Here is an 18,942-nt window from a genome sequence, read left to right as displayed (position 1 = left end):
ATGACGTCCATCGATATCAATTCAGACCTCGGCGAGAGCTTCGGAACGTGGAAGCTCGGTAACGACGACGCAATGCTGGCGGTGGTGACCAGCGCCAATATCGCATGCGGATTCCATGCTGGTGACCCACAGACGATCCTGGCGACCTGTCGTGCCGCGGCCGGCAAGGCCGTCCGTATCGGCGCTCAGGTCGGCTATCGCGACCTCGCAGGTTTCGGACGACGCTTCATCGACATCGAGCCTGCTGATCTGACTGCCGACGTGCTGTATCAGATGGGGGCCCTCGACGGACTCAGTCAGGCAGCCGGTTCGGCCATCGCCTACGTCAAACCGCACGGCGCGCTGTACAACGCCATCGTGACGCATCGTGATCAGGCGAAAGCTGTCGTCGAAGCCGTCCGAATCTACGATCCGACGCTCCCCGTCCTCGGCCTGGCAGGCTCGGTGTTCCTCGAGGAAGCCGAGGCCGCCGGTTTGCGAACTGTGGTGGAGGCTTTTGCCGACCGTGCGTACACACCCGCGGGTGAGTTGGTGTCTCGGCGTGAGGCCGGCGCCATCCTGTCCGATCCGGCCTTGGTCGCAGCGCGTATCCTTCAGCTCGTTCAGGAAGGAACGGTCGAGGCAATCGACGGCACCAGCGTCGCAGTCTCCGCGGAATCGGTGTGTGTGCACGGAGACTCCCCAGGTGCGGTCGACATGGCCTTCGCAGTCCGGAAGATACTGTCCGACAACGGTATCGCGATCTCACCCTTCGTCTGATGATCGTCCGAGATGCAGGTGAACATGCCGTACTGATCGAGTACGGCGACCTCCGCGAGACGATGGCCTTCTTTCGTTCACTGCACGCGACGGCCCCCGTCGACGTCGAGGATCTGGTGCCGGCCGCACGGACGGTCCTGGTGCGATTCCGGGGCGAGCGAGAACGGATCGTGACGTGGATCCGTTCGGTAAAACCAGTGGCAGATGACAGTGAGGCGAAGGCCGACGCGGTGACGATTGCGGTCAGCTACGACGGTCCCGATCTCGAAGATGTCGCCAGACACACCGGACTGTCGACGTCGGAAGTCGTGGCAGCGCACACGGGGCGGATCTGGACCGTCGCATTCGGCGGGTTCGCACCCGGGTTCGGCTACCTCGTCGGCCCCGACGACCGTCTGCATGTTCCTCGCCGATCCGAACCTCGCACTTCGGTCCCGGCAGGTTCGGTCGGACTTGCCGGCGAGTTCTCCGGGGTCTATCCACGCAGTTCCCCCGGGGGATGGCAGCTCATCGGGACTACCGACGCAGTCCTGTGGGACGAGGGCGGCTCGCCCCCCGCACGGCTACAGCCCGGCACGAAGGTCAGGTTCCAGCAGACGTGAAAGCTGTCGAGATACTGCGCCCCGGGCCGCTGTGCACCGTGCAGGATCGAGGCCGCCCCGGTCACGCGTCGATCGGTGTCGGGAGATCCGGCGCCGCAGACCTTCGCTCGCACGACGCTGCCAACAGGTTGGTAGGCAACACCGTCGACGCTGCAACGCTCGAGGCGACGATGGGCGGCGTGCAGGTTCGCATGCGGGGATCGGTCGTGGTGGCGGTCACTGGCGGTTCGGGCCAGATCACCGTCAACGGCATCGCGGGTGCGATGTACAACACGCTGTATCTCGCAGACGGAGACGAATTAACAGTCGCCACACCTGTTTCCGGGCTGCGTAGCTACATTGCTGCGCGCGGCGGATTCGACGTCGCACAATTCCTCGGGAGCAGGTCCACCGACACTCTGTCGGGACTGGGTCCGCTGCCACTGGCGGAAGGTGACGTCCTCGAGGTCGGCGATGAGCAGTCGGAGTGGCCGGCAACCGAACTAGCGCCGCCACCGGCCAGAACCGGGCACATCGAAGTGTCGGTGAACCTCGGTCCGCGACAGGACTGGTTCACCTCCGAGGCACACCGCATCCTGGCAAGCGAGGTATGGAAGGCAACCAGCGAATCGAATCGTGTCGGGGTCAAGCTCGACGGTACGACTCCGCTGCAACGAGCACGAACCGAGGAGCTACTCAGCGAGGGCATGGTTCCCGGCGCCCTGCAGGTTCCACCGAGCGGTAAGCCCGTCCTCTTCCTCGCCGATCACCCGGTGACAGGCGGATATCCCGTCATCGCCGTCGTTCGAGACGCCGACCTGCCAACGATCGGCCAACTGCGTCCCGGGGACTCGATACGGTTCAGAGTGCACTAGCCCACGACGGGCGTGCCGAGCCTATCGACGACGCTGACGCGCGATATCGGCCAACACGACGCCCGCGGCTACCGAAGCGTTGAGCGATTCGACCGGACCTGCCATCGGGATGGACAGAATCGAATCGCACGTCTCGCGAACCAGACGCGAGAGGCCCTTACCTTCGGATCCGACCACCACAGCCACTGGGCCGGTGCCGTCGAACTCGTCGAGCGTGGTGTCGCCCTCGGCGTCGAGACCGATGATGGTGACACCCTTGGACTGCCAATCCTTCAACGTCCGGGTCAGGTTGGTAGCGCGGGCAACCTGGAGTCGGGCCGCGGCACCTGCGCTGGTGCGCCACGCAACTGCCGAGACGCTGGCGCTGCGACGCTGCGGGATGACGACGCCGTGTCCACCGAACGCCGCCACCGAACGCACGACAGCGCCGAGGTTACGAGGGTCGGTGATGTTGTCGAGAGCGACCAGAAGTGCCGGTTCCTGATGCGAGCGAGCCGTGCTGATCAAGTCGTCCGGGTGAGCGTATCGATACGGCGGAACCTGCAAAGCGAGACCTTGATGCAGACCGTTCGCGCTCAGCTTGTCGAGATCCGAACGTGGAACCTCGAGAATGGAGATGCCGGCGTCGGCTGCGCGCTGGACGCTCTCTTTCAGCCGCTCGTCACTGTCGGTGCCGACGGCAACCCACAGGGCCGTCGCCGGAACTCCCGCGCGGAGGCACTCAACGACGGGGTTGCGACCCAGCACGACCTCGGGACCGTCGTCGTTCTTCCGAGTCGGGACCCGAGTGCTGCGACCACGGCTGTCGCCACGGTTCTGAGCGGACTTCTCCGCCATCTTGGCGCGACGTGACGCTGGATGCTTGGTGCGCTCCTCAGCGGGCGGCGTGGCGCCGCGGCCTTCGAGTCCTCTGCGCCGATTTCCGCCGGAGCCCGCGACCTGACCCTTCTTGGTGCCGGTCTTGCGTATCGCGCCGCGCCTACTTGAATTGCCTGCCATCACTGCCCTGCTTCGTCGTTACTGCGTGTTGCCCCAACGGACCATTCCGGCCCGTTGGGGGTATCTGTCACGTCTATGCCTGCCTTGGCGAGGCGATCTCGAATCGCGTCCGCGGCCGGCCAGTCCTTGTCCACCTTGGCTTGTGCTCGCCGCTGCAACTCTGCGTCGACCAACACTCCGAGCGCTCCCTCGAGGGCGTCCGTGTCGCCGGAGCCACTCGCCCAGTGCGGATCCAGCGGATCCACACCCAGAATCGACAGCATCGCACGCACCTGCCCGGCATGCTCGACGGCGGATTCGAGCTCCCCGCCTTCCAGCGCGCTGTTGCCTGCCCGCACCGTCGCGTGAAGCTCGGCGAGCGCCTTGGGAACTCCCAGATCGTCGTCCAGCGCAGCGGCGAAGCCGTCGGTCCAGGTGCCGAGTGGTACTTCTCCCGCTCGCTCGACCGTCCGTTTGACGAATCCTTCTATTCCTCGATAGGTCACCGCTGCCGTCTGCAATGCGTTATCCGAATACTCGAGCATCGAACGGTAGTGCGCACCACCGAGGTAGTACCTCAGTTCCTGCGGTCGCACGTGCTGGAGAACATTGGGGACCGACAGGACGTTGCCGAGCGATTTCGACATTTTCTCGCCGCCCATCGTGACCCAGCCGTTGTGCAACCAGTATCGACTGAATCCGTCGCCGGCTGCCTGGCTCTGCGCGCGCTCGTTCTCGTGATGCGGGAACACCAGATCGAGACCACCGCAGTGAATATCGAAATCGGGCCCAAGGTAGGTCTCGGCCATCGCCGAGCACTCGAGATGCCAGCCGGGCCGTCCACGACCCCAAGGTGTCGGCCACGACGGCTCGCCGGGCTTCGCTGCTTTCCACAGCGTGAAGTCCCGGGGATCACGCTTACCCTCGGCGGCGCTTTCGCCCTGATGTACGTCGTCGAGTTTGTGCCCGGACAGTGCTCCGTAACTCGGGAAGCTCATCACGTCGAAGTACACGTCACCGGCGGAGGCGTACGCGTGCCCGGACTCGATCAATCTGTCGATCAACTCCACCATCTGGGTGATGTGTCCGGTTGCTCGCGGCTCGACCGACGGGGGCAGCACCCCGAGCTGGTCGTAGGCCCAGGCGAAGGATCGCTCGAAGGTCGCGGCCCACTCCCACCACGGCCGTCCAGCATCGCGCGCCTTGTTCAGAATCTTGTCGTCGATGTCGGTGACGTTGCGGACGAAAGCGACGTCGACCTCGTGGGCGAGTAGCCACCTGCGAAGGACGTCGAATGCGACACCGCTACGAACGTGGCCGATATGAGGCTCACCCTGGACCGTCGCCCCACACAGGTACACCGACGCATGGCCAGGGACCAAGGGGGTGAATTCCCGCAAGGCCCTCGTCTCGGTGTCGTAAAGGTGAAGGGTCACGACTCGCCATGCTACCGGGGGTTTTACTCGCTCATGACAAGTGCCGTCGCAACGGCGGCAATTCCTTCGCCTCGACCCGTCAATCCCAATCCGTCGGTGGTGGTCGCAGACACCGAGACGCGGGCCCCGAGAATCGCCGACAACGTCTCCTGCGCCTCCACACGACGCGGACCGATCTTCGGTCGATTTCCGATGATCTGAACTGCGGCGTTGCCGATACCGAACCCGTGCTCGGCAAGCAGGCGACGCACTTCGGTCAACATTGCGGCACCGCTGACACCGTCCCACTCGGGTCGCCCGGTCCCGAAAACCGAGCCGAGGTCACCGAGACCTGCCGCGGACAGCAGCGCATCGCACAGCGCGTGGGCGGCGACGTCACCGTCCGAGTGACCTTCGAGACCGTCACCGTCCTCGAACAACAGGCCGGCGAGCCAACACGGCCGCCCGACCTGAATCGGGTGCACATCTGTTCCGATGCCGACTCTCATGCATTCTCCTGTGCGGTGATCGCCTCTGCGAGCAAAAGGTCGTGTGGAGTGGTGATCTTGAATGCGAGCAATTCACCGGTGATCGTGTGCACCGTCTCACCGAGGCGCTCCACCAGTCCTGCGTCGTCGGTCGCGGAGTCCGCGGATTCGGCGTAGGCGCGAATCAACAGATCCGCGCGAAATCCCTGTGGGGTCTGAATTGCTCGGAGTGAGCTCCGGTCGGGAGTTCCGACCACGGCGCCCATGAGATCGACCGACTTGACGGTGTCCGTTACCGGAACTGCGGGTACGACGGCACCGCGTCCAGCGCGCACCTCGGCGACCACCCGTGCAACCAGAGTGGGCGGAGTGAGCGCGCGCGCAGCGTCGTGAACCAGCACGATGGCTGCGTCTCCTGCCACCGCGAGACCGCAACGCACCGAATCGGTGCGTTCGCGAGCCCCTTCGACCACCGTGACAGCAGGCCCGAGGAGGTCACGCGTGTGCTCGACCAGATCGGCCGGCACAATCACAACGATTCGGTCGACGGCGCCTGATGCTGTCAGACCATCGACCGAATGTTGCAGAAGGGTTCTGCCCTTCAAAGTCACATACGCCTTCGGCATTCCTTGCTGGAGCCGAAGGCCCTGGCCCGCCGCCGGTACGAGCGCGACGACTGGGCCAGCATGCACGCTGGTCACACCTAGGAGGCTGCGGCCAGTACTTCGTCGAGAATGATGTCGGCCTTGGCCTCATCCGTTCCCTCGGCGAGCGCAAGCTCTCCGACCAGAATCTGACGCGCCTTGGCCAGCATGCGCTTCTCGCCTGCGGACAGGCCGCGATCCTGCTCACGACGCCAGAGGTCACGAACGACCTCGGCAACCTTGTTCACGTCGCCGGAAGCGAGCTTCTCGAGGTTTGCCTTGTAGCGTCGCGACCAGTTGGTGGGCTCTTCCGTGTGCGGTGCCCGAAGCACCTGGAAAACTTTGTCCAGACCTTCTTGGCCTACGACGTCACGAACACCGACGTACTCGGCGTTGTCCGCAGGAACTCGAACAGTGAGATCACCTTGCGCAACTTTGAGAACCAGGTACTCTCTCGGTTCACCCTTGATGGTGCGGGTTTCTATCGCTTCGATTAACGCCGCTCCGTGATGGGGGTAAACGACGGTCTCTCCGACCTTGAAAATCATGTGTCCCGTGCCCCTTTCGATTTTGCCAGTTTACCACGCGCTCAGATCAACGGCGCAGGTCAGGGGCATAACGCAGTCTTTTCAGGGGTTGACAGCCGCCGGTTAACGTGTATCCGCGGCCCCCCAGGCGGGCAACTCGGCACCCTCCGCCAAGGTGGTCCACGTAACAGTAATCACCGGTCAACACGCCGGTCGGAGCCCGATACCGCACGTTCCGGACGCCCCAGAGGTCTACCCTCGAAAGCTGACTACTACTCTGCCTAGTGGACCTGGAGCTACCGGCCTAGGCTCGGAAAAGGCACTGGCCCGGAACCGCATCGGCACCCCCGGACACACCGGCACAACTGGAGGACGACCCGTGACTGCGTTCAACGCTGCGACCACGCACCGAAAGACCCGCCTGTGGGCAACCGCTCTCGCGGCAGGCGCAGCACTGACTCTGACTGCCTGCGGCTCCGGCCAAATTTCTCAGACCGCCCAGCAGGTCTCGGCCGTCAACGGAAACTTCGCCAATGTCGGCGACATCTCACTGCGCAATGTGCATGTGGTGTACCCGCAGAGCGAGGAGTACTCGATCGAGCCGGGTGGCAAGGTCGAGCTCGGCTTCGTCGCCGTCAACAACAGCGCGACGACTTCCGATCGCCTCACACGGATCTCCACGACAGCGGCGTCCTCGGTGACGGTCGGCACGGAGCCTGGCGGAAGCGAGATTGCACCGTTGACCGCCCTCGGGGCCGGAGCGCCCGTGGACACCGAGGTCGATGACGAGCTGATCCCCTTGCAGATGATCGTTGTCGAACTCAACAGCATCAGCGAGGACGTTCGCCCAGGCCTCACGGTTCCTGTCACGTTCACATTCGAGGAAGCCGGTGACGTCGAGGTTCTCGTCCCTGTCGATGCAGGCCAGGTTCTCCCGCGCGACGTCTCGACGAAGTCGCCCATCGAAGCCGAGGCGCACAGCGCCGAGAACAGCGTCGTGGAGACTCAGGTCGAGGAAGGCGCCGACGGGAACAACTGACGTTCCTGTCGGAACCGTCGTCTAACGTTTTCCGCGTGGCCAAACTGAAGACCAATTACCGATGTTCGGCCTGCAAACACACCGTAGCCAAATGGGTAGGTCGATGCCCGGACTGCGGTAGCTGGGGATCGATGGACGAGGCGCCCGTACTCACCCCCGTTGCGAGCAGGCCGGGCGCGTCCGGTCTCGGCGCCGGCAACACACGCTCGGCGACCACCGCAATGATCCCGACGTCGCCGGCGACGGCCCTCACCCAGGTCAGCAGCAGCACTGCACAGGCCAATTCGACCGGTATCCCGGAGTTCGACCGCGTACTCGGTGGCGGGCTCGTCCCCGGGTCCGTAGTACTCCTCGCGGGCGAGCCTGGGGTGGGCAAGTCGACGCTCCTTCTCGAGGTGGTACATCGCTGGGCCCGTACCGGCGAAGACCGGCGTGCGCTCTATATCACCGGCGAGGAATCCGCTGGTCAGGTTCGGTTGCGGGCAGACCGGACAGGCGCGGTCCACGAACGCGTCTTCCTCGCCGCAGAATCCGATCTTGCGACGGTGTTCGGCCACGTGGAACAGGTCGCGCCGAGTCTGCTGATCGTCGATTCGGTCCAAACGATGCTTGCCGCGGACGTCGACGGAGTCATCGGCGGTGTCACCCAAGTCCGCGCGATCACCAGTGCGCTCACGTCGCTGGCGAAGACGACCGGCGTCGCGGTCCTCCTGATCGGTCACGTCACCAAGGACGGAGCCGTCGCGGGTCCGCGGTCGCTCGAGCATCTGGTCGACGTAGTTCTCCACTTCGAAGGCGACAAGCACTCCACTCTCCGCATGATCCGCGGGGTCAAGAATCGCTTCGGTGCTTCCGACGAAGTGGGGTGCTTCGAACTGCGGGATACCGGCATCGAGGGCATCACCGATCCGTCGGGTCTGTTCCTGCATCACCGCACCGACGCGGTACCCGGGACGGCCGTGACGGTCACCATGGACGGTAAGCGTCCGTTGCTCGCCGAAGTGCAGGCACTCGTCGTCGATACACACATGCCTTCCCCGCGTCGAGCCGTGAGCGGCCTCGACCATGCGCGAGTGGCCATGATTCTGGCCGTCCTGGAGCGACGCTGTGGGGTGAAAGTGGCACGAAGCGAGGTCTATGCGGCAACGATCGGCGGAATGCGTACCAGCGAACCTGCTGTGGACCTGGCACTCGCGGTGGCAGTGGCGTCGGCCGTAACGGACCGTCCGATACCGACAGGGCTCGTCATCCTCGGCGAGGTCGGACTGGCGGGAGAAGTCCGTCGGGTGTCGGGGCTTGGTCGACGCTTGGCCGAGGCCGCGCGTCTCGGCTTCACTCACGCCATCACCCCCGAACACGACGACACCGTGACGAAGGGAATCGAAGTCCGCACCGTCACCAATCTCGGCGAGGCACTCGATTACGCACATATGCGGACGGTTTGATCAACTCCAGTAGCCTCTAGCTGCGAGACTGTGAGACACCACTGTTGTTGAAGTAGTGCCGATGCAGCCGACAAGCCGTTGTGGAAGTAAATGCTGGGACGAGGGGACGAACGTGGACGAGAACGCACGCGATGCCAGTGCATCCCCGGCGCTACGTGAAACCATCGCTCGGTTAGCACCGGGCACAGCCCTGCGCGACGGGCTGGAACGAATACTTCGAGGCCGTACCGGCGGCCTCATAGTCCTCGGCTACGACGACGAGGTCGAGAAGATCTGCGATGGCGGATTCGAACTCGATGTCGAGTTCGCGCCTACCCGGCTGCGTGAACTCTCCAAGATGGACGGCGCCGTCGTCCTGTCCACGGACGGCAAACGAATCGTCCGCTCCAACGTGCAGCTTGTGCCGGATCACAAGATTCCTACAGTCGAATCAGGAACGCGGCACCGCGCCGCCGAACGTACCGCCATGGAGACCGGATACCCGGTCGTCTCGGTCAGCCAGTCGATGAGCATCGTCAGCGTCTACGTGGCCGGAGTTCGACATGTCATCGAAGGCTCGGCAACCATTCTCTCGCGTGCGAACCAGGCCGTAGCCACGCTCGAGCGCTACAAGCAGCGTCTCGACGACAACACCCGTCAGCTCTCGGTCGTGGAAATCGAGGACTTCGTAACCCTGCGTGACGCACTCACGGTCGCTCAGCGTTTGGAGATGGTTCGCCGAGTCTCGGTCGAAATCGAGCAGAACGTCCTCGAACTCGGCACCGACGGCAGGCAGTTGGCGCTGCAGCTCGAGGAACTACTCGGCGACAACGATGTCGACCGTCAACTCGTCGTCCGCGACTACCTTGCCGGTCCGGAGCCGTCGAGTACGGCGGCCGTGGAGAAGGCCTTGGCTGCTCTCGACAAACTGACCGATGTCGATCTACTCGACCTCACGACGCTCGCACGCGCATTCGGCTACCCGGCGACCATCGAAGCGCTCGACACACCGATGAGTCCACGTGGATACCGCGTCCTCACCCGGGTTCCGCGGCTGCAGTTCAGCCAGATCCATCGACTTGTCGGATCATTCGGCACCCTGCAGGGGCTTCTCGCAGCAACAGCGGCAGACCTACAGTCGGTCGACGGCATCGGCGGACTGTGGGCTCGCCATATTCGTGAGGGGCTTTCACGTCTGGCCGAGTCGTCCATCGCGGGCCCGTTCGACTGACTGGACCCGCACACCGGCCGGCTCAGGTCATGTTGAACGGCTCGGGAGAGCTACGCAGCTCACCGAGTTGAGCGATCACCTTGTACGAGCCGACGCCGACAGGTATCCGCTCCTCACCACAGCCGGGAACCGAATTGGTACCGGACCACTTGACCGTGAACCCAGCCTGCTCGCCGGGCTTGAACGTCCGCAGATCGGATTGCGCGTCGGGGAAGCAATCAGTGTTCGACCAGATACGCAGATCGTCGAGCGTGTACACGAGGGCCTGCTGCAGACCTGCACCCACGTCGCGCTGGCACTCCGTGGAACTGATGTTGGTGATGACGACGGTGAAGCCGGGCTCTTCGCCGACCTTGTACGACGCTTTGTCCGGCGTCGCCTTGATGGCAAGGCTTTGATCCGAGCACTGGTTGCTCGGGACGGCAGCTGCCCCGGCGGGCTTGGAGGCCGTCGTGGACGCTCCAGTGCTCGCCGAAGTGCCACTTCCGGAACCACCGGAAGCGGAACCACCCGATGCCGATGCGCCGGATCCAGCACCCGCCTCCTTGGCTGCGGCGGAGGCACTCGGCGTTGCGGCCGGACTCGGAGACGTGACGACACCTGCCGGTTCCGCCTGCGGCGGATCCTCGTTGCCACCACTGAGCGAGGAGATGAACCACACGATCAAACCGAGCACCACGACAGCCGCACCGATGGCGAGTGCGCGACGACGCCAATAGATTTCGGGAGGCAACGGCCCGCTTGGTTCCAACACAGACCAACCGTAGGCGTTACGCAGCTACGATTCCCTGAAGCGCCTGCGGCGTGTCGCCTTGTAGGTCACGAAGAATCCGTCTGATCGACGAACAACCTCAGGGAAGCTCGCCGATATCGCCGATTACTCCGCGCAAGCGAGCGTTCCCTTCGGACAACTGATAGGTCAGGCCGACGATGGCCACTTCCCCGGCGTCTACCTTCTCCGCGATGATCCGCGACCGCTGCATCAACAGATTGCCGGTCTCCTCGACGTGCCGTGCCTCGAAATCGTCGACGTTGGAGTAACCGTCACGGCGGGCGGACAGCACGGACGGGGTGACGCGTTCGACGAGGTCACGAATGTAGCCGCCGGGGATGTCACCGGTGTCCAACGCGTCGAGAGTGGCTTTGACGGCGCCGCACCCATCGTGGCCGAGCACGACGATGAGCGGCACATCGAGAATCGCCACACCGTATTCGATCGAGCCGAGGACTGAGGAATCGATGACGTGGCCTGCGGTCCGGACGACGAACATGTCGCCGAGGCCCTGGTCGAAGATGATCTCGGCGGCGACGCGGGAGTCCGCGCAACCGAAGAGCACGGCGCGTGGGTGCTGCTCCTCGGTGAGACGGGCACGGTCCTCGATACCCTGGCTCGGGTGCAGAGATTCACCTGCGATGAACCGCTGGTTACCCTCTCGAAGAGATTTCCAGGCGGTTATCGGATTCGTCGAAGGCATAGCGATCATTGTGCACCGATCCTGCTATTACCGGCGAGTCGGATACCGAAGAAGTCGAGGAGACAAGCGTGCCGATCAGTCCAGTTGCACTTCTCGGGTGGTTCGACACCGAGGAGCGGGACCTGCCGTGGAGACGGCCAGGTGTCAGCGCTTGGCAGATTCTGATGAGCGAGATCATGCTGCAGCAGACGCCTGTGTCCCGCGTTGCTCCGATCTGGGAAGAGTGGGTCGCACGGTGGCCCGTCCCGTCGAAGATGGCTGCGTCCTCACAAGCCGATGTGCTGCGCGCATGGGGCAAGTTGGGCTATCCGCGTCGGGCGTTGCGTTTGCATCAGTGCGCGGGAATTCTGGCCGCCGAGCACGGCGACGCCGTGCCGCAGGACGTCGAGACGCTGCTGTCGTTGCCCGGCATCGGCGCTTACACCGCGCGCGCTGTCGCATGCTTCGCGTACGGCCGGCGAGTTCCCGTCGTCGACACCAATGTTCGACGCGTCGTCGCTCGGGCAGTGCACGGCGCCGCGGAACCGGGTAACCCGTCGACGACACGAGATCTCGCCGACGTCGAGGCGTTGCTTCCCGTGGGGGACGCGCGCGCATCAAGGTATTCGGCAGCACTGATGGAATTGGGCGCGCTGATCTGCACCGCGAAGAACCCTGCCTGTTTGCTGTGCCCGCTACCGGAGTGCTCCTGGATCGAAGCGGGCCGCCCTGCATACAGCGGACCCGCCAAGAAGGTGCAGAAGTTCGCGGGCACCGACCGGCAGGTCCGCGGGAAACTGATGTCGGTTCTACGTGAAACCGACGGTCCGGTGGATCGGTCACGATTGGACGTCGTGTGGCTCAGCGACCCCGGGCAACGCGATCGCGCCTTGGATTCCCTGCTCGTGGACGGTCTGATCGAGCAGACGGCGGCAGGGCTTTTCGGGCTGGCCGGTGATGCGGGGTCCCCGACCGGTCTCGGATAGTCGGTGACCCCGAGTGTCAGCGCAAGAAATCGATGAGCACTTCGTTGACCTTCTCTGGCCGCTCGAGGTAACCGAAGTGTCCGGTGTCCGGGATCTCCTCGTATCGAGCACCCGGAATCGCCTGCGCGACTTCGCGACTCAGATGGACGGGGATGAGCCGATCGTCGGCGAATCCCACCACGAGGGTCTTGGCTGCAATCGTGCGATAGGCGGTGAGTCGTTCGGAACCGGCACGCATTTCGAGGCCGATCTGAGCACGCTTACCCGCCGATCTGGTGCCACCGGAGAACTCCATGACGGCGAGCCAGTCACCGATTACCGCCTCGTCGCGCTGCGTTTTCGGTGCGAAATTGTTCATTGCGGTGATTGCCGCGCGGTAGGTCGCCGGGAGTGTGATGCTCGCGTCGTACAGATCTCTTTCGCCCTGGGCCATGGCCTTCTGCATCGGCGACGAACGGCCGTACGTCGCCATCATCACTGCGTGCGACACGAGATCCGGCCGCGCCAACGCCAACTCTTGGGTGACACGTGAGCCCATCGACGTTCCGACGACTCGTGCCGGCGCTGCGCCCACGTGCTCGATCAACGCGGCGGTGTCGGCCACCAGATCGTCGAGCACCATGCCGCCGCCGCACTCGGACGACGGCGCTATCCCTCGGTTGTCGAACGTGAGGACCTGGAAGCCCGCCTTCACCAGTGCCGGCACCTGGTGTGTCTGCCACACCCGCCCCGGGCTCCCCGATCCCATCACCAACACGACGAGAGGGCCGGTACCTTTGACGTCGAAGTTGATATCGATTCCGTTGAGCTTCACCAGGGACATTCGCGTCATGGTAGTTGTCGGAGGAACGCTTCCACAGCTGCGCGGTAGAGCTCGGGTTGCTCATCGTGCACGAGGTGCGCCGCCTCTGGAATCAGTACGTAGCTCGACTTGGCGTTCCTCTCGTGCATACGACGCATCTGTCCCGGTGGTGTGATTCCGGACGCACCCTCGATCAGCAACGACGGAGCGGCGACGGATTCCCACTCGTTCCAGAAGTGCCTCGTACCCCACTCCTGCGAGATCGCCTCGAACGTCGATACCTCACCGTGCAGATACCAGCCGTCGTTTCGACGCTCGAAGGAATCCAGAAAGTAGTGCCCTGCGACGTCGCCGAAGAACTCCCGTACCGCCGATTCGGTCACGAACGGCTGTGGCCACCGACGAATGAGTGCAGCCCAGTCATCGGCCGTACGCCCGCGGAAGTCCGGTGCAATGTCCTCGACGACCAACCCTGCCACCAGATCGGGTCTCGCCGCGGCGAGACACCAGCCGTGCAGCGAACCCATCGAATGCCCGATGACGACACATTCCCCGAGTTGCTCCGCATGAGCAGTCAGGTCCTCGACGAAGGCCTCGGTACCGATCCCGCGCGGAGCGGGCCTGCCGTGCCCCGGCGCGTCGTAGGTGTAGACATGGCCGAACGCACGCAGCCATGGCACCTGGCGGCGCCACGTTCGCGCGCTACCCATCAACCCGTGCAACAGCAAGATCGGTCGCCCGTCCCCACCCTCGTCGTACAGCATCGTCACGACTGTAGCTCTCCGCACGACCGAGTAGCCTCTCGGTCATGGCTGTCGTGAAGATAAATGCAATCGAAGTTCCCGAGGGTGCAGGCGCGGAATTGGAGAAGCGATTCGCCGCCCGCGCCGGCGCTGTGGAAGGTTCGCCGGGTTTCATCGGATTCCAACTCCTGCGCCCGGTCAAGGGTGAAACCCGCTACTTCGTGGTGACCCAATGGGAGACCGAGGAAGCATTCCAGGCCTGGTCGGCGGGCCCAGCCAGGGCAGCGCATTCGGGCGAGCGCGCCAAGCCCGTCGCCTCCGGAGCATCGCTACTCGAATTCGAAGTAGTCCTGGACGTCGCAGCCAAGGCCTGATGCCCCGCCGGGGAGTTGGCCGTCGGCAATCGTTCCTGCAACGCTGCGACGGAGAGCTCGCGTTCGATGCGGGTGATCGACTCCTCCAGCTCTTCGGCCGGCACCGGACGTCCGATATAGAAGCCCTGCGCGCCATCACACCCGAGTGCGCGAAGTCGATTCAACGTGTCCCCGTCCTCGACCCCCTCCGACACCACGTTCATTCCGAGACTGCGTGCAAGGTCGATCGTCGACCGCACGATCGAGGCATTGATGGGCTGAGAAACCATCGCCGTCACGAACGACTTGTCGATCTTCAGAGTCTGAACGGGCAGCGAACGTAAATATGCCAGCGAGCTGTATCCGGTCCCATAGTCGTCGATCGCAATGGTCACACCCAGATCGCGTAGCGCGACAAGGGAATCGACCGACCGACGAGTATCGGTCATTGCCGAGGTCTCGGTCACTTCGAATTCCACAGCCGCCGGAGGCAGATTGTGACGCTGGAGTGCCCGATCAACCTGCCCGACGAGCGTGGGGTCGATCAGATTCCGGACCGAAAGATTGATCGCGACCCGAATGTTCGATCCATTGCGGCGCAGCGCGCTGCAGCACGCCAGCGCATCCTCGAGAACGTAGGCGGTGATCGCGGGAAGCATGCCGGTGCGCTCGGCATCGGGAAGAAACGCCGAGGGGGCGATCAGGCCCTCTCGCGGATGCTGCCAACGAATGAGCGCTTCGACGCCGGTGACCGATCCAGATCCGAGATCGAGACAGGGTTGAAAGAATACCGTGAGCTGGCGTTCGTTCAGCGCTGTCTTCAATTCCCCCAGCAAACGCATCTGCTCGTGGCGATCGCAGTCCATGGAGGGTGCGTACACCGATAGTCGAGTGTGCTCGTGCTTGGCCGACGTCAGGGCCACATGCGCATGTTGCAACAATCCTTGCGGATCGACACAGGGCTGATCTGCCGACAAGGCCATTCCGACTGTGGCCTCGAGCGCGACGTTGATATCGGTGACGAACATGGTGCGATTCACCGCACGCTGCAAGTGCTCGGCCCACCGAGACGGCGACAGCTCCATCGAGTCTGCGGGGACGGACACGACGAACTGATCGCCACCCAATCTTCCGACTACTGCATCTACGACGGCTGCCGAGACCAACCGGTCCCCAATCTCCCGCAGCACCCGATCGCCGACGGCATAACCGAACGTCTCGTTGACGTGGGCGAACCTGTCGATGTCCACGACCATCACCACAATCCCGGCCTCGCCTGCGGACTGGATCGACCGGTCGAGGAGCTCCACGAGGTGGGTGCGATTCGCAAGCCCGGTAACGGGGTCGGATATGGCCGCATGGGTCAGCGCCGCAGCCTGCCTGCGTAGCACCAGCAGGAAACACGCTATCCGGGCCGCCGCAAGCGCAATGATCACCATCGTGGAGCCGAGCACCACCCATCCCCACTCGGCTGCTGGAAGCCCGCGCGCCAGCTGCACTGCCATCACCGTGGGTGCCATCAGTATTGCCAACCCCAACCCGACCAGGCGGGTGCGATCGAGCACGAAGTGCGACTTCGGACCCCGACGGGGTTTCCAGGCACGAGAAGGCGGATACAAGGCCACCGAGCCGGCGAGGACGAAACCAGTGAGCCAGCAGGCCTGGACGAGGGCCGAGTCGCGCACTTCGACGCTGACGGCGACACGCGAAATCCAGGTACCAGCGAAAAAGAACAGAAATGCACAAGCAGCCAGTGCGAACGGCGCCTTCCGTGCCCTTTTCGACAGCAACAGAATCACCATCAGCGATACGAGAAAACCGCCGGCTCCGGCGTAGACGATGGCCTGCCAGTGATGAATGAAGGACGTCATGTCCAGCGTTGATTCGACCCGCGCCTGTGTGACAACCATCCATGTCGCCAGTGCGACACCGATGGCGACGATCGCTCCCTCGAGGATGTCCTCAACCCGGAACGCTCGCGTGTTTCCCACCCTGAACAGAAGTAACCCGACGATGAGGGCCAGATGGCCGCCGACCCAAAGAACATCTGCCCAGGACATCATCATCCTGTGACTCGGGTTGCCGACGAGATTGCCCAAACCCCACGCGAGCAGGCCTACAACCCACAGCGTCCAGCTGACGCCGTTCACCGACCGATTCATCCGGGCGCCGAAGACCACGAAGCCAAGCGCCGCCGCCATCAGTACGCCATTGGCGAGCGAGCGCGGCAGGCCTGCGGGCAATACAAGGTACAACCCCGTGCCCGACAAGCCCAACAGCAGAAACCTCGACCAGCGCATCCTTTTCAGAGCGTCCCCTTGTCCACCGACTACAGCCGTGCCCGACACCGAGTAGAAACGGTCCAACAGTGGACATTCGGAGCGAGAACGTCAGCGGATTGGTCAGATTTCACTCTGAGCAGAGCCCGATGAAAATCAGGATTCGAGTGCAGCATCCAAAGTGATGTCGACCCCGGTCAGCGCTTTGCTCACCGGACAGGTTTCCTTCGCGGCCTGCGCAGCCTTCGCGAAACCGTCGGCGTCGAGACCGTCGACTTCGGCTCGGACGGTCAGCTTGATCCCGGTGAGCTTGAAGCCCGGCGTATCCGGTCCGAGCGAGACCTCAGCAGTCACGTCGAGGATCTGCGGAGTGCCGCCCGCCTCCGCGATCACGGCCGACAGTTGCATCGCATAACAAGCCGAATGCGCTGCAGCGATGAGCTCCTCCGGACTCGTCGTGCCATCGGCGTTTTCAGCCGCGCGCTTGGGGAAGGACACGTCGAACGTCGCAGCACCCGAACTGGTCAACTCGACCTGACCCGACCCCTTCTCCAAGGTTCCGTTCCAGGCCGTGCGTGAAGTGCGTGTAGGCATCGCTTTTCGACTCCTCGTTCGATACAGGCTCGGATGAGCCCGGAGAATCCCAGGCTAACCGGGTTAGTCGATCGGCGTTGCAGATCGAACAGCGTCGATCGAATGATATTGAGCGAGAAGCTTTTTCTCCTCCTCACGACCCGGAAAAGCGAAGAAGACCAGTACAGTACCGACCAGAACCACGATTATCGCCGCGGCATAAGACATTTGATCGCCGTCGAGAAAAGCTTGTTTGGCTGCACCGATGATCTGATCGGCGTACTGCGGGTAGCTGCTCGCCAAATCGGTTGCCGACGAGAACGACTTGGTGAGAATCGACTGGGTCTCCGCGCTGATGCTGCTCGCATCCGGCGAACTCGAAATCTGCGAGGCCAACGATGCCGCATACCCAGCGGTGAGCAGCGCACCCAATGTCGATTGCATGATTGCTCCGCCAAGATCGCGCTGGAGATCCGCTGTTCCCGAGGCCATGCCGGCGCGAGCGACCGGCACCGAGCCGGTCAACGAACGCGAGGCCGGTGTGCCTGCAAGCCCGACTCCGATGCCGAGCAGCACGTAACTGATCGCCACCACTGCATAGGAGACGTCTTCCTTCCATGTCAGCCAGGCCATCACCAATCCGAGAAGGATGAAGAGGTAGCCGAGCAGCAAGGTGAATCGCGACCCCCGGCGCTCCACCAACTTCGCCGACTGCGGAGCCACCAGCACCATCGCAGCAGCCGCGGGTAGCGTCGACGCGCCGGCGGCAAGCGTCGAGTAACCGAGAACGTTCTGCAGAAACTGTTGGCCGACGAAGATGACACCCATCAACGAACCGAACACGATGATCCCGGCCAGAGCCGCGACCCAAAATATCCTACGACGTGCGATCTTCAGATCGAACAGCGGAAACGACGTGCGACTCTGCCGGAGGAGAAATACCGCCCCCGCTGCAAGCGCAATCACACCCAGACCGAGGGCGACGGCTCCCATACCGTCCACCGGCGCAAAATTAATGCTGAGCACCAGCGCCGCGATGAACACGACCGAGACGATTCCGCCGAGATTGTCCACCGGATCCGTTGTTTCGTTCACATGCCCAGGCACGAAGGCAGCTGCCAGAACCAGGGCGAGTAACGCCAGCGGCGACGTCACCAGGAAGACCGATCCCCATTCGAACTTCTCCAGCAACGCCCCGGACAACAGTGGTCCCAGCGCCGACATGGCGCCGCCGAGAGCCGACCACAGCGCGATTGCTTTCGTGCGCGAAGCACCGGCCCACAACGCAGTGATCAGTGCCAGGGTCGTCGGGTAGGCCATGCCCGCGGCCACACCACCGAGCAACCTCGCACCGAACAGGATCTCGAAATTGGGAGCGAAACCGGCGATGACACAGGCTGGTATCGACAGTCCCATTCCTAGAACCAACAACAGTTTGCGCCCATAACGGTCCCCGAGAGCACCGAGATAGAGGACCGAACCAGCGAGGCCGAGCGAATACGCGACCGCGATCAGATTGAGCTGCGTCTGACTGGCGTCGAAGTCTCGACCGATTTCAGGCAGGGCGACGTTGGCGACCGCCAAATTCAGGTTTGCCACGGAAGCAACAAGGATGAGGACGAACAGAACCAATCCGGCCCGCGCGGGTGCTGTGTGCCTGTCGAGAGTAGTCACGCACTCAGTAGAACCCAGCGTTGCGTTCTCCGCCTCACCTTCTGAGTGCGAATCCGTCGGATCCGCCGCCGCTTGAATGTGACATCGAAGCCATCAAATCGTATGAGTGGACCATTG

At 63.5% G+C, this 18,942-nt stretch carries 19 protein-coding genes and 1 pseudogene; 8 read left to right on the top strand and 12 right to left on the bottom strand.

What is annotated here, in order from left to right; translation table 11 throughout:
• From O1W68_RS08460 to O1W68_RS08450, 3 genes are read left to right on the top strand one after another with little or no spacing between them, the layout of a single operon-like run.
• Positions 1-759 (top strand): LamB/YcsF family protein, encoded by a 759-nt coding sequence (locus O1W68_RS08460; protein WP_269302599.1) that lies wholly within the window; start codon positions 1-3, stop codon positions 757-759.
• Positions 759-1,361 carry a 5-oxoprolinase subunit B family protein gene (locus O1W68_RS08455; protein ID WP_269302597.1) on the top strand — a complete coding sequence of 201 codons (603 nt, stop codon included), beginning with the start codon at positions 759-761 and terminating at the stop codon, positions 1,359-1,361. The genes O1W68_RS08460 and O1W68_RS08455 overlap by 1 nt, the downstream gene beginning before the upstream one ends.
• Positions 1,358-2,215 (top strand): biotin-dependent carboxyltransferase family protein, encoded by an 858-nt coding sequence (locus O1W68_RS08450; protein ID WP_269302595.1) that lies wholly within the window; start codon positions 1,358-1,360, stop codon positions 2,213-2,215. Before O1W68_RS08455 ends, O1W68_RS08450 begins: the two co-directional genes overlap by 4 nt.
• 21 nt (positions 2,216-2,236) lie before the next feature.
• On the opposite strand, the gene rlmB is transcribed toward O1W68_RS08450, so the two are convergent.
• Genes rlmB through O1W68_RS08425 form a run of 5 tightly spaced genes read right to left on the bottom strand, consistent with a single transcriptional unit; the run spans position 2,237 to position 6,288 of the window.
• Positions 2,237-3,214 (bottom strand): 23S rRNA (guanosine(2251)-2'-O)-methyltransferase RlmB, encoded by a 978-nt coding sequence (gene rlmB, locus O1W68_RS08445; protein WP_269302593.1) that lies wholly within the window; start codon positions 3,212-3,214, stop codon positions 2,237-2,239.
• Entirely contained in the window at positions 3,214-4,629 is a 1,416-nt protein-coding gene (cysS, locus tag O1W68_RS08440) for a cysteine--tRNA ligase (RefSeq protein WP_269302591.1), read from the bottom strand. Before cysS ends, rlmB begins: the two co-directional genes overlap by 1 nt.
• 23 nt (positions 4,630-4,652) lie before the next feature.
• Positions 4,653-5,117 (bottom strand): 2-C-methyl-D-erythritol 2,4-cyclodiphosphate synthase, encoded by a 465-nt coding sequence (gene ispF, locus O1W68_RS08435; RefSeq protein WP_269302589.1) that lies wholly within the window; start codon positions 5,115-5,117, stop codon positions 4,653-4,655.
• Positions 5,114-5,788 carry a 2-C-methyl-D-erythritol 4-phosphate cytidylyltransferase gene (gene ispD, locus O1W68_RS08430; RefSeq protein WP_442972314.1) on the bottom strand — a complete coding sequence of 225 codons (675 nt, stop codon included), beginning with the start codon at positions 5,786-5,788 and terminating at the stop codon, positions 5,114-5,116. Before ispD ends, ispF begins: the two co-directional genes overlap by 4 nt.
• An 11-nt stretch (positions 5,789-5,799) precedes the next feature.
• A complete protein-coding gene (locus O1W68_RS08425; protein WP_084345496.1) occupies positions 5,800-6,288 on the bottom strand; it encodes a CarD family transcriptional regulator in 489 nt (162 codons plus the stop codon).
• Positions 6,289-6,646: 358 nt separating this feature from the next.
• On the opposite strand from O1W68_RS08425, the gene O1W68_RS08420 reads away from it, so the two are divergent.
• From O1W68_RS08420 to disA, 3 genes are all read left to right on the top strand, one after another.
• Positions 6,647-7,306, top strand: coding sequence for a hypothetical protein (locus O1W68_RS08420; RefSeq protein WP_269302586.1), 660 nt, complete (start codon positions 6,647-6,649; stop codon positions 7,304-7,306).
• Positions 7,307-7,341: 35 nt separating this feature from the next.
• Positions 7,342-8,751 (top strand): DNA repair protein RadA, encoded by a 1,410-nt coding sequence (radA, locus tag O1W68_RS08415; protein WP_269302585.1) that lies wholly within the window; start codon positions 7,342-7,344, stop codon positions 8,749-8,751.
• 112 nt (positions 8,752-8,863) lie between these two features.
• On the top strand, positions 8,864-9,961 hold the full coding sequence (gene disA / locus O1W68_RS08410) for a DNA integrity scanning diadenylate cyclase DisA (protein WP_269302583.1): 1,098 nt from the start codon (positions 8,864-8,866) through the stop codon (positions 9,959-9,961).
• A gap of 22 nt (positions 9,962-9,983) precedes the next feature.
• Here the strand turns inward: disA and O1W68_RS08405 are convergent, their stop codons facing one another.
• Together O1W68_RS08405 and O1W68_RS08400 are read right to left on the bottom strand one after the other, a co-directional pair.
• Positions 9,984-10,715, bottom strand: coding sequence for a hypothetical protein (locus tag O1W68_RS08405; protein ID WP_269302580.1), 732 nt, complete (start codon positions 10,713-10,715; stop codon positions 9,984-9,986).
• A 97-nt stretch (positions 10,716-10,812) separates the two neighbouring features.
• Positions 10,813-11,436 carry a carbonic anhydrase gene (locus O1W68_RS08400; RefSeq protein ID WP_269302579.1) on the bottom strand — a complete coding sequence of 208 codons (624 nt, stop codon included), beginning with the start codon at positions 11,434-11,436 and terminating at the stop codon, positions 10,813-10,815.
• Between the two features lie 68 nt (positions 11,437-11,504).
• On the opposite strand from O1W68_RS08400, the gene O1W68_RS08395 reads away from it, so the two are divergent.
• A complete protein-coding gene (locus tag O1W68_RS08395) occupies positions 11,505-12,401 on the top strand; it encodes an A/G-specific adenine glycosylase (protein WP_269302577.1) in 897 nt (298 codons plus the stop codon).
• A 16-nt stretch (positions 12,402-12,417) separates the two neighbouring features.
• On the opposite strand, the gene O1W68_RS08390 is transcribed toward O1W68_RS08395, so the two are convergent.
• Positions 12,418-13,233: an alpha/beta fold hydrolase gene (locus O1W68_RS08390; protein WP_442972301.1), complete on the bottom strand. Its 816-nt coding sequence runs from the start codon at positions 13,231-13,233 to the stop codon at positions 12,418-12,420.
• Positions 13,230-13,967: an alpha/beta fold hydrolase gene (locus tag O1W68_RS08385; RefSeq protein ID WP_269302574.1), complete on the bottom strand. Its 738-nt coding sequence runs from the start codon at positions 13,965-13,967 to the stop codon at positions 13,230-13,232. Before O1W68_RS08385 ends, O1W68_RS08390 begins: the two co-directional genes overlap by 4 nt.
• A 44-nt stretch (positions 13,968-14,011) precedes the next feature.
• Between O1W68_RS08385 and mhuD the strand changes: the two genes are divergently transcribed.
• Positions 14,012-14,320: a mycobilin-forming heme oxygenase MhuD gene (gene mhuD / locus O1W68_RS08380; protein WP_269302573.1), complete on the top strand. Its 309-nt coding sequence runs from the start codon at positions 14,012-14,014 to the stop codon at positions 14,318-14,320.
• 116 nt (positions 14,321-14,436) lie between these two features.
• Here the strand turns inward: mhuD and O1W68_RS08375 are convergent.
• From O1W68_RS08375 to O1W68_RS08365, 3 genes and pseudogenes are all read right to left on the bottom strand, one after another.
• A pseudogene (locus O1W68_RS08375) lies at positions 14,437-15,738 on the bottom strand (putative bifunctional diguanylate cyclase/phosphodiesterase); the annotation flags it as partial.
• Positions 15,739-16,734: 996 nt separating this feature from the next.
• Positions 16,735-17,172, bottom strand: coding sequence for an OsmC family peroxiredoxin (locus O1W68_RS08370; protein WP_269302571.1), 438 nt, complete (start codon positions 17,170-17,172; stop codon positions 16,735-16,737).
• A 63-nt stretch (positions 17,173-17,235) separates the two neighbouring features.
• Entirely contained in the window at positions 17,236-18,825 is a 1,590-nt protein-coding gene (locus O1W68_RS08365; RefSeq protein WP_269302569.1) for an MFS transporter, read from the bottom strand.
• Positions 18,826-18,942 lie beyond the last annotated feature (117 nt).

The organism is Rhodococcus sp. H36-A4 (assembly GCF_027158005.1).
In the GTDB taxonomy this organism is placed as follows: Bacteria; Actinomycetota; Actinomycetes; order Mycobacteriales; family Mycobacteriaceae; genus Rhodococcoides.
This window is presented reverse-complemented; position numbering and strand designations above follow the sequence as displayed.